The sequence below is a fragment of the Rhodococcus sp. 15-725-2-2b genome (assembly GCF_002259075.1).
Lineage (GTDB): Bacteria > Actinomycetota > Actinomycetes > Mycobacteriales > Mycobacteriaceae > Rhodococcoides.
In genome coordinates, this window is the sequence record NZ_NPFL01000016.1 from 99,595 (window position 1) to 114,076 (window position 14,482).

The 14,482-nt window shown below is 58.9% G+C and carries 11 protein-coding genes; 9 read left to right on the forward strand and 2 right to left on the reverse strand.

Features of this window, described 5'->3' with window-relative positions; translation table 11 throughout:
- The first annotated feature begins 54 nt into the window (after window positions 1–54).
- Window positions 55–1,413 carry an MFS transporter gene (locus CH306_RS17730; protein ID WP_254924319.1) on the forward strand — a complete coding sequence of 453 codons (1,359 nt, stop codon included), beginning with the start codon at window positions 55–57 and terminating at the stop codon, window positions 1,411–1,413.
- A gap of 21 nt (window positions 1,414–1,434) precedes the next feature.
- On the opposite strand, the gene CH306_RS17735 is transcribed toward CH306_RS17730, so the two are convergent.
- A complete protein-coding gene (locus CH306_RS17735) occupies window positions 1,435–2,217 on the reverse strand; it encodes an IclR family transcriptional regulator (protein ID WP_217901044.1) in 783 nt (260 codons plus the stop codon).
- A gap of 356 nt (window positions 2,218–2,573) precedes the next feature.
- Between CH306_RS17735 and CH306_RS17740 the strand changes: the two genes are divergently transcribed.
- The 3 genes from CH306_RS17740 to CH306_RS17750 are packed head-to-tail and all read left to right on the forward strand — an operon-like array spanning window position 2,574 to window position 6,240.
- Window positions 2,574–3,893: an MFS transporter gene (locus CH306_RS17740; protein WP_254924329.1), complete on the forward strand. Its 1,320-nt coding sequence runs from the start codon at window positions 2,574–2,576 to the stop codon at window positions 3,891–3,893.
- 51 nt (window positions 3,894–3,944) lie between these two features.
- On the forward strand, window positions 3,945–5,426 hold the full coding sequence (locus CH306_RS17745; RefSeq protein ID WP_037183653.1) for an aldehyde dehydrogenase: 1,482 nt from the start codon (window positions 3,945–3,947) through the stop codon (window positions 5,424–5,426).
- 55 nt (window positions 5,427–5,481) lie between these two features.
- Window positions 5,482–6,240 carry an SDR family NAD(P)-dependent oxidoreductase gene (locus CH306_RS17750; RefSeq protein ID WP_208601183.1) on the forward strand — a complete coding sequence of 253 codons (759 nt, stop codon included), beginning with the start codon at window positions 5,482–5,484 and terminating at the stop codon, window positions 6,238–6,240.
- A gap of 26 nt (window positions 6,241–6,266) precedes the next feature.
- Here CH306_RS17750 and CH306_RS17755 read toward each other — a convergent pair whose 3' ends face one another.
- Entirely contained in the window at window positions 6,267–7,505 is a 1,239-nt protein-coding gene (locus CH306_RS17755; RefSeq protein ID WP_176459269.1) for an MFS transporter, read from the reverse strand.
- Between the two features lie 524 nt (window positions 7,506–8,029).
- Here CH306_RS17755 and CH306_RS17760 point away from each other — a divergent pair.
- The 5 genes from CH306_RS17760 to CH306_RS17785 all read left to right on the forward strand — a co-directional run bounded on the left by CH306_RS17760 (window position 8,030) and on the right by CH306_RS17785 (window position 14,462).
- Window positions 8,030–8,707, forward strand: coding sequence for an aspartate/glutamate racemase family protein (locus CH306_RS17760; RefSeq protein ID WP_037183658.1), 678 nt, complete (start codon window positions 8,030–8,032; stop codon window positions 8,705–8,707).
- 55 nt (window positions 8,708–8,762) lie between these two features.
- Window positions 8,763–10,292 (forward strand): four-carbon acid sugar kinase family protein, encoded by a 1,530-nt coding sequence (locus CH306_RS17765; RefSeq protein ID WP_094631388.1) that lies wholly within the window; start codon window positions 8,763–8,765, stop codon window positions 10,290–10,292.
- Between the two features lie 76 nt (window positions 10,293–10,368).
- On the forward strand, window positions 10,369–11,220 hold the full coding sequence (locus CH306_RS17770) for a class II fructose-bisphosphate aldolase (protein ID WP_094622341.1): 852 nt from the start codon (window positions 10,369–10,371) through the stop codon (window positions 11,218–11,220).
- Between the two features lie 810 nt (window positions 11,221–12,030).
- Window positions 12,031–13,404 carry an MFS transporter gene (locus CH306_RS17780; RefSeq protein WP_218829682.1) on the forward strand — a complete coding sequence of 458 codons (1,374 nt, stop codon included), beginning with the start codon at window positions 12,031–12,033 and terminating at the stop codon, window positions 13,402–13,404.
- 29 nt (window positions 13,405–13,433) lie between these two features.
- On the forward strand, window positions 13,434–14,462 hold the full coding sequence (locus CH306_RS17785) for a zinc-dependent alcohol dehydrogenase family protein (RefSeq protein ID WP_094622270.1): 1,029 nt from the start codon (window positions 13,434–13,436) through the stop codon (window positions 14,460–14,462).
- Window positions 14,463–14,482: the final 20 nt, after the last annotated feature.

Genomic DNA, 14,482 nt, shown 5'->3' on the forward strand with positions numbered 1-14,482 from the left:
GTTCCGAAAGTTCTGTTCAAAAAATTCTGGTCGAATCAAGATGGAGGTAGTGCGGTGACTACAAATCCTCAGCCGGTCAGTTCGCCGGTCGACGGCAAGGCAGTTGTCAGGAAAGTGCGAAAGACGATCCTGCCGATTGTCTTTCTGCTTTATGCGTTCAACTACATGGATCGTTCATCGATCAGCTATGCCCAACTCACAATGGGCAGTGAGCTCGGCATCGATGTGGCAACCTACGGTGCTATTGCGGCAATCTTCTTTCTGGCCTACGTGCTCTTGGAAGTTCCGAGCAATATCATCCTCGCTCGGGTCGGTGCGAGGGTTTGGCTGGCGCGTATTGCGATTACCTGGGGCTTGGTCACTGTTGCGACCGGATTCGTACACTCTGTTACTCAGCTGTACGTCGCACGAATATTGCTCGGGATCGCTGAAGCGGGGTTGTTCCCCGGTCTGATTCTGTTTCTGACATTTTGGTTCCTCAACCACGATCGTGGCCGCGCCATAGGTGTTATGGCGCTGGCAATGCCGTTTGCCCTCATCGTCGGTAGCCTCAGCGGTGGGCTTATTCTCGATCATGTCGATTGGTTCGGGCTCAGTTCGTGGCGCTGGATCTTCATCTTGCAAGGTTTGCCGCCGGTCCTGCTCGGAGTGTGGATATTGCTGACGTTGGCGGACCGTCCGAACAAGGCAAAGTGGCTCAATGCCGACGAGAAGAATTGGCTGGAGAATTCGATTGCGGACGAGTACGCGGCCATGCCGGAAGACGACCAGGACCACTCGAGCGAGCTCAAGACGCTGAAGAATCGCAAAGTTCTGTATCTCGGACTCATCAATGCTCTCGCAGGAGTTGCCACCTACGGAATGACGTTCTTCCTTCCGCAGGTCGTGTCCCAGCTGAATCCGGAATACTCACCCACCAGCATCGGAATTTACGGAGCGATTCCGTACGTCTGCGGCGCCATCGTGATGTTGCTTTTGGTTCGGTATGCCGATATCAGCGGTCGACGAAAGCCAATTGTTCTGTTCTGCTTCGCCACTGCGATAGTAGGTCTTGTTACAACTGGTGTGTTCCGGGACTCGCCGCTGCTGGGGATGATTGGTTTGATACTTCTTGCATGCGGTGTCATCGGGAACATTCCGACATATTGGGCCCTGATCAGTGAGGTTCTGACCAAGCGTCAGGCCGTTGTCGGTATTGCAGTGATCAACTCGCTCGCCTCCGCGGGCGGATTTTTCGGACCGTTCCTCATCGGCAAGATAGCGACCCCCGGCGACATCATCGTCGGAATGAGCGTCCCGTTGGTTGCACTAACTCTGGCCTTCGTCTTGTTGCTTTTTGTCAAGGTTCCGCAGCGAGAGCCCTTCGCAGTAGCCGGATCGAGAAAGCGCAAAGAAGCTGAGTCGACAATTTAGAGATGCGTCTCCGATTCGACATCAGTGCTTGGCACTCGCTCCCGCTCCCATTCTGCGGGAAAGGCTTTCGCAGGTCTGCACCAACAACATCCGAGCATGGTCCGGGTCTACATTCTCGGTTCCCGTCAGTCGGTGAATGAACGGGGTGGTCATTGCGGCCACGGCATTGCCCGTGAAGTCGAAGACAGGTGCAGAAATGTTGGTGATACCTTCGATTGTAAGCGACCTGCCTTGGCAGTAGCCTGCTCCCCGTACTTGGGCGAGATCTGCTAGAAACCTAGTGCGCTGGTCATTATCACCGGGCCCGGCAAGGGTAAGCAAAATCTCTAGGTCGGCGGGATCCATCTGCGAAGCGAGTACCCGACCGGACGCAGAGTTGTCGATCGGAATGAGCGCACCCAGTCGAACGGTGTGCACGTTGGTATCGGGGCAATCGACCTGAGCGACGACGAGTAATTGACCAGAATGAAGGATGCAGAGGTGGATGCTCTGGCCGATACGATTGGCAAGCTTCTGCATCTCGCTCCCTGCAATTGCAGTGAGACGCTGAATGGTAGGGGTGCGGTGCGCCATTTCGAACAACTTTGTCGTCAGTCGGTATCTGTCGGCTTCATCGACCTGGACGTAGTCTCGCTCGCGTAGCACCATCAGAACTCGGAAGATCTCGGATGTCGTTCTCCCCAGTTGCTTACCGATTTCGGCCTGAGCAAGACCGTTTTCGGTGGAAGCGAGAAGCTCCAGAATGTCGAGGCCCTTCGCCAGCGCGGGCGCTCGGTACTTCTGATCCTGTGCTTCTGCGGTCAACGTCTTAGCCCATCTTTCGCGGTAGTCATCGTAACTGCCAAATAGTTTCATATATGAAACATCGCGTCAAGAAGAATCGAGGAGAGGCGTTGGCGATAGGAAGTGGCTATCCGGGTGTTCGGATGTCGGTATTGGACGCGGGTCCTGGGAGAGGGGTTAATGGGTCAGGGGAGTTGTGATCGAGGCAACATCAATACCGAAATCGAGCAGCCATTCCGTATCGGGACCTCCTGGGCCCGGTCCACCGCAGCGACCGCCCGGCGACTCGATGAAGAGATTCGGAGAGTGAAGTGAACACAGATAGTCAACCGGAGTCGGCCGCTCCTATCCCGGCCGCGCGTATGCAGCCCAGAACGATGGAGACTCGCGCCGTCGTGAGTGGCACCCTAGGGTCTGCTCTGGAATATTTCGATTTTGCCGTCTACGGCGCTCTCGCAGCAACACTGTTCCCGGCCTTGTTCTTTCACAGTCTGGGGTCCACTGGTGCGCTCCTGGCATCGTTCGCGACGTTCGGCGTCGGTTTCGTCGCACGACCGGTAGGCGCGGTGGTATTCGGCCATCTCGGCGATCGACATGGGCGGAAGCCCATCTTGTTCGCCACGCTGATTCTCATGGGCGGTTCGTCGATCCTGATCGGTTTTCTGCCGACGGGACAGGGGTTCGGCATTGCCGCTGTGCTCGTGGGTCTGAGGTTCGTTCAAGGATTTTCGTTGGGCGGCGAAGCCATCGGAAACCAACTCATGACGATGGAACACGGCGACAAGAGCCGGCGAGGACTACTGGGCTCGTTCATCATAGTTGGCTCGCCGGTCAGTCAGGTACTCGCGAACCTCGCTTTGGTCGTTCTCAGTGCAACACTCAGCCAGGAGCAGTTCGAGTCGTGGGGTTGGCGCGTGCCGTTCCTCGGCAGCATCCTTATCGTCGTCGTAGCCGTCTTCATCAGAACGAAGCTCGAGGAAACCCCAGCGTTCGTAGTCAACAGTGCTGTCGAGCAAAGGATCGAGAAGACTCGCGGTGCCGGACTGTCGGTGCTGAGGACGCATCCACGCAAGGTTTTCATGCTCACGCTGGCCTGGGGCGGCTCGTCACTCAGTTTCTACTTGATCGCTGTGTACGGGCTGAGCTACCTTCCGAGTGAGACGGGGATGTCCTCGCAGACGGCGTTCGTGATCCTGATGATTGCCAACGGCGTATCCATCTTCTTCTCGATCGCCGGTGGATGGGTATGTGACCGCATCGGACGCAGGAAAGTCTTTTACATCGGACTCGCAAGCTGCTTCGCTGGAATTTTACTCTTCTTCACCCTTGCCAGCGCGAACGGATTCGTGACAGGCCTGATAGTGACCTTGGTCTTGTGCTCGATTCAATTCCTCAGTGGCGCTCAGCCTGCATTGTTCGCGGAGCAGTTTCCGACCGAGGTGCGATTTTCAGGCGCTGCCATGTCACATACGTTTTCCAACTTGATCTTCTCTGCCCCGGCACCTTTCGTTGCAGCAGCTCTCGCTGCCCTAGGTGGCACCAGCTCGGTGATGGTGTTCACGCTGGCAGTGATTGTCGGCTCGGCATACGCGGTGTCCAATCTCGACGAGGGCCGTCACATCGAGCTGTCCGAATACACGACCGACCGAGTTGCCGCCACCGCGCACGGTACAGCCGGAGCTCGACCTGCGCCGTGACCGAATTCGCATGGCCAACTCTCGCATGACAATAAAACGAAGGGATCGACTATGAAGAAGTACCAGATGTTCGTCGACGGAGATTGGGTCGACCCCGACGGAGGGCAGTGGACCGACACCGTCGATCCCTATCGAGGGGAAGCGTGGGCGCAGATCCCTCTCGGTAATCAGAACGACGTCACACGGACGGTTTCGGCAGCCCGCCGCGCGATGACCGACGGACCGTGGTCGTCGATGTCGGCGTCGGCGCGCGGAAAGATCATGCGCCGTTTGGGAGATCTCGTACTCGCGAACGCCGATCACTTGGCGGCCGTCGAGGTTCGTGACAACGGAAAGCTACTCGCTGAGGTCAACGGACAGTTGGCATCGCTTGCCGATGTTTGGTACTACTACGCCGGGTTGGCCGACAAAATTCAGGGATCGACAATCCCCATCGAGAAGTCCGATTCGGTTGCCTTCACGTACCGAGAGCCGATCGGGGTTGTCGCAGCTCTCACCGCGTGGAATTCGCCACTGTGGTTTGCGGCGGTCAAGTGTGCACCGGCGCTGGCCGCCGGGTGCACCGTCATCGTGAAGCCGTCGGAGTTCGCTTCTGCCAGTACGTTGGAATTCGCCGAGCTGACCAGGCAGGCCGGGTTGCCTGCCGGTGTGTTCAATGTCGTGACAGGACTCGGCCCGGATGTCGGCTCGGCGCTCGTGGAACATCCCGATGTCGCGAAGATTACGTTCACTGGGTCCGATACGACCGGGGCCAGGGTCTACGAGAGCGCCGCTCGCACGATGAAGCGTGTGTCGCTCGAACTGGGCGGAAAATCACCGAACATCGTGTTCGAGGACGCGGATCTGGACAAGGCCGCGACAGGAGTGGTCTCGGGGATTTTCGGTGCCTCAGGGCAGATGTGTTCCGCCGGCTCGAGGCTGCTCGTCCACAGTTCCATCAAGGACGCGTTCACCGAGAAGTTGGTGGAGATTGCCCGCAGCATCCGACTCGGCGATCCGAACGATCCACTGACCAATGTGGGCCCCATCGCTACGCCACCGCAGTATCGAAAAGTACTGGACTACATCGACATTGCGAACGCCGAGGGAGCTCGTTGCCTTCTCGGCGGTAAGCCGGCCAGTGGCGCTGATCTCACCGGTGGTCAGTTCATCGAGCCGACGATCTACACAGACGTCACCAACGACATGCGGATCGCGCAGGAGGAAGTGTTCGGCCCCATCCTTTCGATCATCGAATTCGAGGACGAGAAGCACGCGATCGCCCTCGGTAATGACGTGGCGTATGGCCTTGTTGCAGGCGTGTGGACCGAAAACGTTGGACGCGCGCTACGAATGTCGAAGGCCCTCGACGTCGGGACCGTGTGGGTGAACACCTACCGTACGTACAGCTACATGGTTCCATTCGGCGGTACCAAACAGTCCGGTTTAGGTCGCGAACACGGAATAGAAGCCGTGGACGGATATCTCGATACCAAGAGCATTGTCATCTCCACCGATGACGGTGCGCCATCCAATGCTTTCGTGATGCGCTGAGTCGGATCGTCGTTGGTTGCTGAGATCGGAAGACAGAGGAGAGGGACGCGGCATCATGACGCCTTCGATAGGCATGGAAGCTCATTCGACGACCCCCGGGCAACGATTGCTCGGACGCAAAATAGTTGTGACCGGCGCAGCGTCGGGAATCGGCAAGTCGACTGCCCAGCTCTTCGCGAGCGAGGGTGCTTCGCTCGCGCTACTGGATCGTGACGAACGTGGCGTAATGCAGTCTGCCGAACTTACCGGTGGAACCGGTTACGCGGTCGATATCACCGACGAGGAGGCGGTTGGGTATACGGTCGATCGAGCGGGCACTGCGCTGGGCGGCATAGACGGTGTAGTCAATGCCGCAGGAATTATGTTCCGCGGCCTGGCATCCGACGTCACGGCGGCGGACTGGCGGCACGTGCTGGAGGTCAATTTGACCGGTGCTTACATAGTTCTGCGTAGTTGTATCCCCTGGCTGCAGAAGGAGGAGACCGCGACAATCGTGAATATCGCGTCAGCGCAAGGCTTGCTACCCAATGCCCCCGGATACACCGCATACGCCGCCTCCAAGGGTGGAGTGTTGAACCTGACTCGCGTTCTCGCCGCCGAGCTGGCACCGACAGTGCGAGTCAACAGTGTGTGCCCCGGGATGGTGGACACCGCGATGGCAGACGGACACCGAAACAACGTTGGGAACTATGCGCTGGGCCGTTTGGCTGAGCCGATCGAAATTGCTCGTTCGATTCTGTTCTTGACCAGCTCGGAATCTTCGTACGTCACAGGCTCAGCGCTCGCGACCGATGGAGGCCGGTCCTTCCACTGAACCGGCTACTGCCAAGCGCATCGGAACTATCTGGGGCTGGTCGACTCATCGACCAGCCCCAGATCGCTCGATGTGACTGCGGTTCGGCGCCTGTGACGCACGCAGACCACGCACAACACCGCGATGTCGACGGCAATGAGTATCGATGCGATCATGGCGACAGCAGGCGTCTGGCCGAGCCCGTAAGCAAGAGGCGCCAGGACGGCACCCGTCGAACCACCCGCAAAGACGGCGACCATGAACATGGTGTTGGCTCGCGCCTCGTACTGCTCGTTTGCGGAGAGCACCCTCGTCTGGTTTGCTGCCTGCAGCGATTGGTTGCAGGCAGTTACGACGAACAGTGATACCGCGAACAACGCGATGTGATCGGAATCGAGTGCGACGGATATGCAGGCGCACAACAAGATCGGCAGGCTCACTGCGATCACCCCAAGGGATCCGAATCGGTCGATAGCCGGGCCGAAAAGTGGGGTTATCACAACCGCTGAAAGGCCGACCAATCCGAAGAGTCCCGCGGACGCAACCGACCAGCCGTGGGTCTCCGACGTCAGATGTATCACGCTGACAGTCCAGAACATGTTGAACGTCGCGAATGCGAAGAACTGTATGAACGAGGATTCGACGAGTTCGGGACTACGTGTGGTGAGCCTCAAAGTATCGGCCAGAAGCACGCGGTACTTACTGCCCGGTGCGGGAGTTACCCACTTCACCTGCAGAATTCGTCGAGTAAGCGGAATGGTGCAGAGGATCGTCGCGGCGAAAACAGCAACGACGAGCCTCCATCCGATCGAGTCGACAAGCAGACCGGCAATGATTCGGCCACCGAAGACCCCGATCAGAAGAGCGCCGACCATGGTCCCGGTAGCCCGGGACCGTTTGTCCTCCGGAGCCAATTTGCCCACCACCGGAATGAGGACCTGCGCAATATTGGCCACCAGCCCAACTGTGAAGAAGCTGATCGCTAGCGCAACGACATTGGGCACCACCGCGGACACTGCTAATGCCACGCCGAGCGCGGCCGACTGAATCGTGATGTGTCGACGCGGATGTACTCGGTCGGCAAGTGGAACGAACAGGAAGATTCCGATTGCGTAGCCGATTTGGACCGCGGTCGCCACTGCACCGGTGACCAACGGTGAGATACCGAACGACGCCGCCATGGCGGTCAATAGCGCCTGTGGCAGATAGATGATGCTCACTGCAATGGAAGCCGAAGCCGCAAGAATCAGCAGACGGATGGTCCAGGTTCGTTCTCGCGATGCCAATGCCGATCCTTGCTGTGGGCGTCGAATACTCGTCGGTGAGGCGCATCAGGGGAGTGCGCCCATTCCAGACTGTCGACTCCACTCTACGTTGATCGGCACATATTCTGGTACGCGGGGGAATTGGGCGATCACGCTCGTTCGGCCGACGTGAGCCGCGTGGTTACGCACATCGCGGGTCCATAGAGGGAGGCTATATGGCTGATCATAAACCGATATTGGACATGGAATTGTGCATGCCTGTTAATGGTATGTGACCCGAAAGGACTTTCAGGGGAGGGAATGGTCGGATCGCGCTCGAGCGCCGATCGGGCTGACTCCCTGCGACCACCCTTCGCCGCGGACCTGCCGTTTCGTGAGCGCGTCGACCGTCAGCCGGCTCGTGTTGTGACCAATTCACGGCCGTGCCACTGCGCCATGCAAATTGATTACGCGTCGCGATCTGCGGACGTAGCCGTTCGCCCCAATGAACCGTTCGCCGAACACGCTCTGATTCACAATCCGGTGCCACCTAGAAAGAGGATATCGTGACAAAGAAGATTGCAATTCTCCATACGAGTTTCGTTTTCGTCTCCGTCGAGCCTGTGATCAACGACTTGATCGCCGAGTTGATTCCCGATGCAGAGGTGATGCATTTCGTGGACTCCGATGTTCTGGCCACAGTCGTTCGCGAACAGGGAATCTCTCGGAAGAGTGAGGAACGGATGACCCGTCTTGCCCAGGCTGCGGAGGCCGCAGGTGCCGACATCATCTTTTCCGCGTGCTCCTCGCTCGGCCCGGCGTTGGATGTTGCCGCGCAGAACGTCAACACCCCCGTAGTTAAGATCGACGAGGCAATGGCACTCCAAGCCGCCAGCGACGGTCGACGGATCGGCGTTCTGGCAACGGTGCCGACCACTCTGGGCCCTACGTCCGATCTGATCGAAAAGAAGGCAGTCGAGATCGGCCGCGAGGTGGAAATCCAGCAGCGGTTGTGTGAGGGTGCGTTCGCGGTTCTGATGGCCGGAGACCGCGAAAAGCATGACGCACTGATTATCGAGCAGGCGACGAACCTCGCCGAAACGGTCGACCTGATCGTTCTGGCGCAAGCTTCGATGAACCGCCTCGCCGAGGTGTTGCAGGAGAAAACTGGGGTTACTGTGTTGTCCAGTCCGCGCATGGGTGTCGGTTACCTGGCTGAACGCGTCTCCGCAGTGGCCGTCTGACAGATCCGAGTTTGTCTACCTCGAAACCGAACTAGCCGTCACGATGGAGTGCGCAGTGTTGCTCGAACATGAAGTGTTGTCAGCTTTTCCCGAAGAGGTAACGATTTCAGCGTCGGCCGTGTCGGAGAACATCGCGCACGACGGCGACAGTTTTCGCGTATTGGTCGTACTGGATGACGACCCCACAGGCACGCAGTCCGTGTGGGACGTACCGGTACTCACCCGGTGGGAGCCGAGTGATTTCGACTGGGCCTTCAAGCACATTCGAGAAGAGAAAACCAAACCGGCTGTCTACGTACTGACCAACACTCGAAGCCTCAGCCCTGCCGAGGCCGCTGCCCGCAACGAAGAGGCGGTACGAAACGCGCTGACATCGGCCGCGACCGTAGACGGACGCTTGACACTGTCGTTCGTAAGCCGGAGTGACTCGACTCTGCGTGGACACTACCCACTCGAGCCCGATGTCATCGCCGCCACCGTGAAAGCGGTGACCGGCGATGGCACCGATGGCGTTGTGGTCGTCCCTGCATTTCCCGACGCAGGTCGGATCACCATCGGTGGAGTCCACTACATGCGCGCAACGGGTACCGAGTCGGGAAACCTGATACCCGTCGGGGAAACGGAGTTTGCGAGCGATGCCAGCTTCGGCTTCGTCCACTCGTCGCTGCCCGAGTACATCGAAGAGAAGTCGGACGGTCGTTTTCCTGCGAAGTCCGTGATCGTCCTGGACCTGAACGTCATTCGAGCGGGTGCGGCCACACAGGACCCGAGCGTCTCGGCGAAAGCTATTGCCGATGCCATCGAGCCTGCAACGAACTCGACTCCGATCGTCGCAGACGTTGTCACGGAGAACGATCTTCGAGCCTTGGCGCTCGGACTGCTGGAAGCCGAACGCCGCGGAAAGAAGCTACTGTACCGAGTCGGTCCGCCATTCGTCCGGGCGCGCATCGGTCAGGAAATTCGTGCCGCTCTGGTGTCAGAGGACGTATACGCAAGCAATACTTCCGCCCAAGCCGGCGGATTGATCGTGGTGGGATCGCATGTTGCGATCACCACCCGTCAACTCAACGCCCTCACATCGACTCACGGATCGGCTCGTGTCATCGAAATCGATGTCGAGCAGCTACTGCTTTCCGGTCGCCAAGCGCCCGACAATCCGTATATCGACGGAATCGTCGCCGATGTGGTCGATGGCCTGCATGACGGAGACGTCATCGTGCACACTTGCCGAGCACTCGTCAAGACCGATGAAGCGTCGTCGAGTTTGGAAATTGCTCGTACCGTCTCCGCTGCGGTCGTTGATGTCGTGAAGAGGACCCTCGAAGCCTTTCCGCCCCGGTTTGTCATCGCCAAGGGAGGGATTACGTCCTCCGACGTGGCCGCATACGGTATGGAGATCCGCCACGCGATCGTGCGCGGGCCCATGCTGCCCGGCATTGTCTCTCTGTGGGAGCCAGCCGAAGGTCCGGGTAAAGGCATCCCGTACATCGTATTTCCCGGCAACGTCGGCGACGATCGATCGCTGGTCGATGTGACTCGAAAACTGAGTAGCAAATTCGAGGAAGAAGTCGGCGGGACAGCATGAGCACATATCGCGGATCGAGCTCGTTCGTAATCCGACAGCTGGGTTCCACTGCTGGGTGTTGGCACGGTGTCCTCTGATGCGCACGCGACTCGATGATCTGGTTTCTGTGAGCCTGTTGCGTGGGTCGGCTGTGCCCGCCTTCACCTGTTACGACTTCACGACGGCGCTCGCCGTTGTCGCCGCTGCGGAGACTTCCGGCTGCGGGACGACGTTGCTGGTCGCTCCCAAGGTGGCGGCGACCGAGAACGGGTGCCGGCTGATCACGGCACTTCGAGGCCTCGCGGACGGAGCCGTCGTTCCGGTCGCAGTCCAGCTGGACCATGCTGGAGACTTGGAAGTGATCGCCGCGGCGGTGGCGGCGGGGGCCGATTCCGTTCTGGTAGACGGTTCTGCCCTCGCGTACGAGGACAACATCGCGTTGGTCCGAGCGGCACGAGAGCTCATCGGCCCGAACATCGTTATCGAAGCAGAGCTGGGTGGCCTCGCCGGCGACGAGGACCGTGCTCATGTCGCGTCCGATGCCGAGGAATCCAGTGCTGGCCTCACCGATCCCACATTGGTCACGGACTTCCTGGCTCGGACCGGTGCTCAACTTCTTGCCGTTGCAGTGGGCAATGTTCACGGCGCATATCGCGGCGAACCACAGTTGAAGTGGGATGTTCTGCGCGACGTCGCCACGCGCACCTCGATACCACTCGTCTTGCACGGTGCATCGGGAATCCCAGCGGAGGATCTGGCCAGGGCGAGAACGATGAACGTCGGCAAGATCAACTTCAACACAGAGCTGCGAACTGGCATTCTCGAGGTTCTCGAACTCGAAATCCGTTCGTACCGTGCGGACGGGGAGAACCTGCTCGGTCTGCTGGGGCGGTGGGATGATGCTGCCCGCGCATTCGGCGTTGCGACCCTGACGAACCTCACTCGTTGAGAGCCACAGAGCAATCGGCATCGAGCATCTTGTAGAGCGCGGCAGGGGTCCTCGCTCGATTATGGCGATCGGATGGACCGTACAACCGAATGAGCAGCGTCGGCGACGGTGTCCGCTATATCTTGTTCCGCCGCCAACACCGTTGGTTGTCATCGGAAATCGGGCGGTTGGGTTGATCATTCGGCGATCGTCGAGCCGGTCGTGGCCCCTGTCGACAGGCATGCTTGTAGACCCGCACTTTTCCACTCGAAATGGCTGCGCTGCGTGCGGGGGATATCTCGGCCGAGCAAAATTCCGAGCCGACCGGGTGCACCGCACATCGCGCCGATTCCTGCGCTCGGCCGACCGAAATTCGAGTAGGCGAAACGCATCCACTGTGTCCGGCACCTCGATCGACCAGCAGTTGGTCGGTGGAGATCGTAGTGGTCTATATGCCGAATCGGCTTTCGGTATTGGACGTGGGCGAGCTGTGACGACTTAATGGACATCGAGCTCAACGTGATCTGTACAACAAGAAAGACGATTGATATTGCACGCGACCAAGTGCAGCATCTCGCTGTTGCCTGCCAACGGATCCCGCGAAGACCACCTGGAGCTCGGTGCTTGCGCCCGACGAAATAAGAACACCAATCAAAGGTATGTTGCAGTGAAAGCTGAACTTCGAACGTGTCCGGTCGATCGAAGCAGGCGAGGTGTACGGCTTCTCGGTGTCGGTACTGAGCCAGTGTCGAGAGGGGCGGGGCAGTGAGCACACGCATCGATGTTGGTAGGCGACTCGACAACTTGCCGATGGGAAGATTCCATCGGCGCATGATCATTCTGGTAGGGCTCGGAATGTTCTGGGATGCATTCGACAACAAGCTCTCTGCTGCAGTTCTTGCTTCGATGCTGCCTACCGGCTTTTCTACGCTGGAACTGAACTCTCTGTTTCTGTCGTTCACGTTCGCTGGTCTGGCGATCGGGGCAGCGTTCGCGGGTTGGCTCAGCGACCGCGTCGGCCGAGGCTTCGCATTTCAGTTCAACCTGGGGTTGTTCGCAGTCTTGGCGTTGTGCGCCGCGATTGCACCAAACATGGAAATTCTGATTGCCCTGCGCTTTCTCATGAGTATCGGGATGGGTGCCGAATACGTCATCTGCTACGGCATGATCACCGAGTTCATTCCGCGTGCTCGTCGTGGTCGGTATCTGGGAATCCTCGGCTTCTTCGGTGGACTGGGGGTGACAGTGTCCGCTGTCTTGGGTTGGTTGGTGATTCCCACCTTCTCGTGGCGCGCGATGTTCGTTATCGGGGGCGTCGGTGCACTCGTTGCGTGGTGGCTGCGCCGGTCGATGCCGGAGTCGCCGCGGTGGTTGGAGTCACGCGGGCGGTACGAAGAAGCCGAAGCGGTCATGCAGGAGATCGAAAGGCAGAACGGCATCCCGCACAGCCTGAACAACTCACCGGAGAGCTCCGACGCCGCGTCGACCTCCGTCAGCGCGAAGGCCGAATGGGTACCGATCACGGTGCTGTTTTCCCGTCCGGTGATCGCTCGGACGGCAATGGCTTTGTTCCTCACTGTCATCTGCTTGTTCGGCTCCAACGTGATTACTGGTTGGATGCCCACTTTCTTCGTCGAGCAGGGGCTCACTGTGTCGCGGTCCTTGGGCTTCAACGCCGCGATAATGTCCGGATACGTTGTCGGGCCGTCGCTGTGCGTTCTGATCGCTGACCGCATCGGTCGTCGAAACAGCATCGTGATCTTCGGAACACTCGCTGCGATATTCGCGGGTATCTATCCCTTCATGCAGCATCCGGCTCTGATTGTCGTTATCGGTTTCATCCTGGTGGCCATGGCCGCATCGTTCTTGACGATGTGTCTCGGCACAGTGCCTGAGTTCTTCCCGACCGCCTTCCGGTTCCGCGGCGGGGGATTGACTCAGACCGTCGGTCGTGTGGGCTTGATCTTCTCCCCGTTCATCGTCCTTTGGTTGTACTCCCACTTCGGAATTGTCGGAGTAATCCTGGCTCTGTCGGGCTTGTATGTGATCGCAACCCTGATGTATGCCGTTGCGCGCGTCGACACTTCTCGAGAAGCTCTCAGCCAGATCTCCGAGGAGGCTCTGTCCAGAGACGATCGAGAGGCCGATTCTCGGACGCCGAAGGACGCCGACGTGTCGGTCGGACCGACGCGAACCGGCAACTGACCCCGTCAACCACACATGGGAGCCACAAAATGGATGCCGTAATTTTTCTTGGCGAGAACAAGATCGAGGTTCGTCGCTTACCGGATCCAGTGCCAGGTCCGGACGAGGTGGTCATCAGTGTCAAGGCCTCCGGGATGTGCGGCAGCGACCTGCATCACCTACACAGCCCGAAACGGCCCGCGGACGCACTGGTAATCGAAGGCCATGAGCCGTGCGGAGTTGTCGATTCCGTAGGAAATGCGGTCCGACCCACCGAGGCACAGGTGGGGGATCGCGTCATGGTCCATCACTACGACGGCTGCCGCGCATGTCGGTACTGTCGCTCCGGTTGGACGCAATACTGCCCGAACGGACGCATCGTGTACGGGGGCCTCAACGGCGATGGTGCACACGCTGACTTCATGAAGGTCCCTGCGCACACGCTGATCAAACTGCCGGATTCTTTGTCGTTCAAGACGGGTGCTGCGATCTCGTGCGGAACGGGTACTGCGTTTGCGGCGATCAAAAGGATCGACCTGACCGCTGCTGACACGGTCGCGATCTTCGGTCAGGGACCTGTCGGATTGAGTGCGACGTTGTTGGCCAAAGCATTCGGTGCTCGCGTCATTGCGGTGGACATCGATCCTGCACGACTCGAGATGGCGAAGCGGTTCGGTGCCGACTTCGTTGTCAACTCCGCGGAAGTCGATGCAGTGGAGGCCGTTCGAGCGTTGACAAGTGACGGCGAGGGTGCAGACAAGTCGATCGAATGCAGCGCCAACGCTACCGTGCGTCAACACGCAGTGCTGTCGATTCGGCCTTGGGGGACTGCGTGCATGGTCGGTGTATTCGGCCCCTTGGAGATCAGCAGTGACGAGCTGATCCATCTTCACAAGACGATCGTGGGGTCGCTTACGTTCAGCAAGAATCTCCAGGAGGAGTGCGCATCGTTCGTGGCGGAGCGTGACCTCGACATCGAAGCACTGTTCACAGACGAGTTCCGGATTTCCGAAGCTGAACGTGCTTACAGGTTGTTCGATCGACGCGAGATCGGCAAGGGCGTATTCGTCTTCGACTGACGCCTCGGTGTCGCACGGGC

Bases quoted from the DNA above. Each gene is read 5' to 3' on its own strand.
- CH306_RS17740 (WP_254924329.1), top strand. From the start codon at position 2,574: ATGGAGACTCGCGCCGTCGTGAGTGGCACCCTAGGGTCTGCTCTGGAA.
- CH306_RS17745 (WP_037183653.1), top strand. From the start codon at position 3,945: ATGAAGAAGTACCAGATGTTCGTCGACGGAGATTGGGTCGACCCCGAC.
- CH306_RS17750 (WP_208601183.1), top strand. From the start codon at position 5,482: ATGACGCCTTCGATAGGCATGGAAGCTCATTCGACGACCCCCGGGCAA.
- CH306_RS17770 (WP_094622341.1), top strand. From the start codon at position 10,369: ATGCGCACGCGACTCGATGATCTGGTTTCTGTGAGCCTGTTGCGTGGG.
- CH306_RS17780 (WP_218829682.1), top strand. From the start codon at position 12,031: ATGATCATTCTGGTAGGGCTCGGAATGTTCTGGGATGCATTCGACAAC.
- CH306_RS17785 (WP_094622270.1), top strand. From the start codon at position 13,434: ATGGATGCCGTAATTTTTCTTGGCGAGAACAAGATCGAGGTTCGTCGC.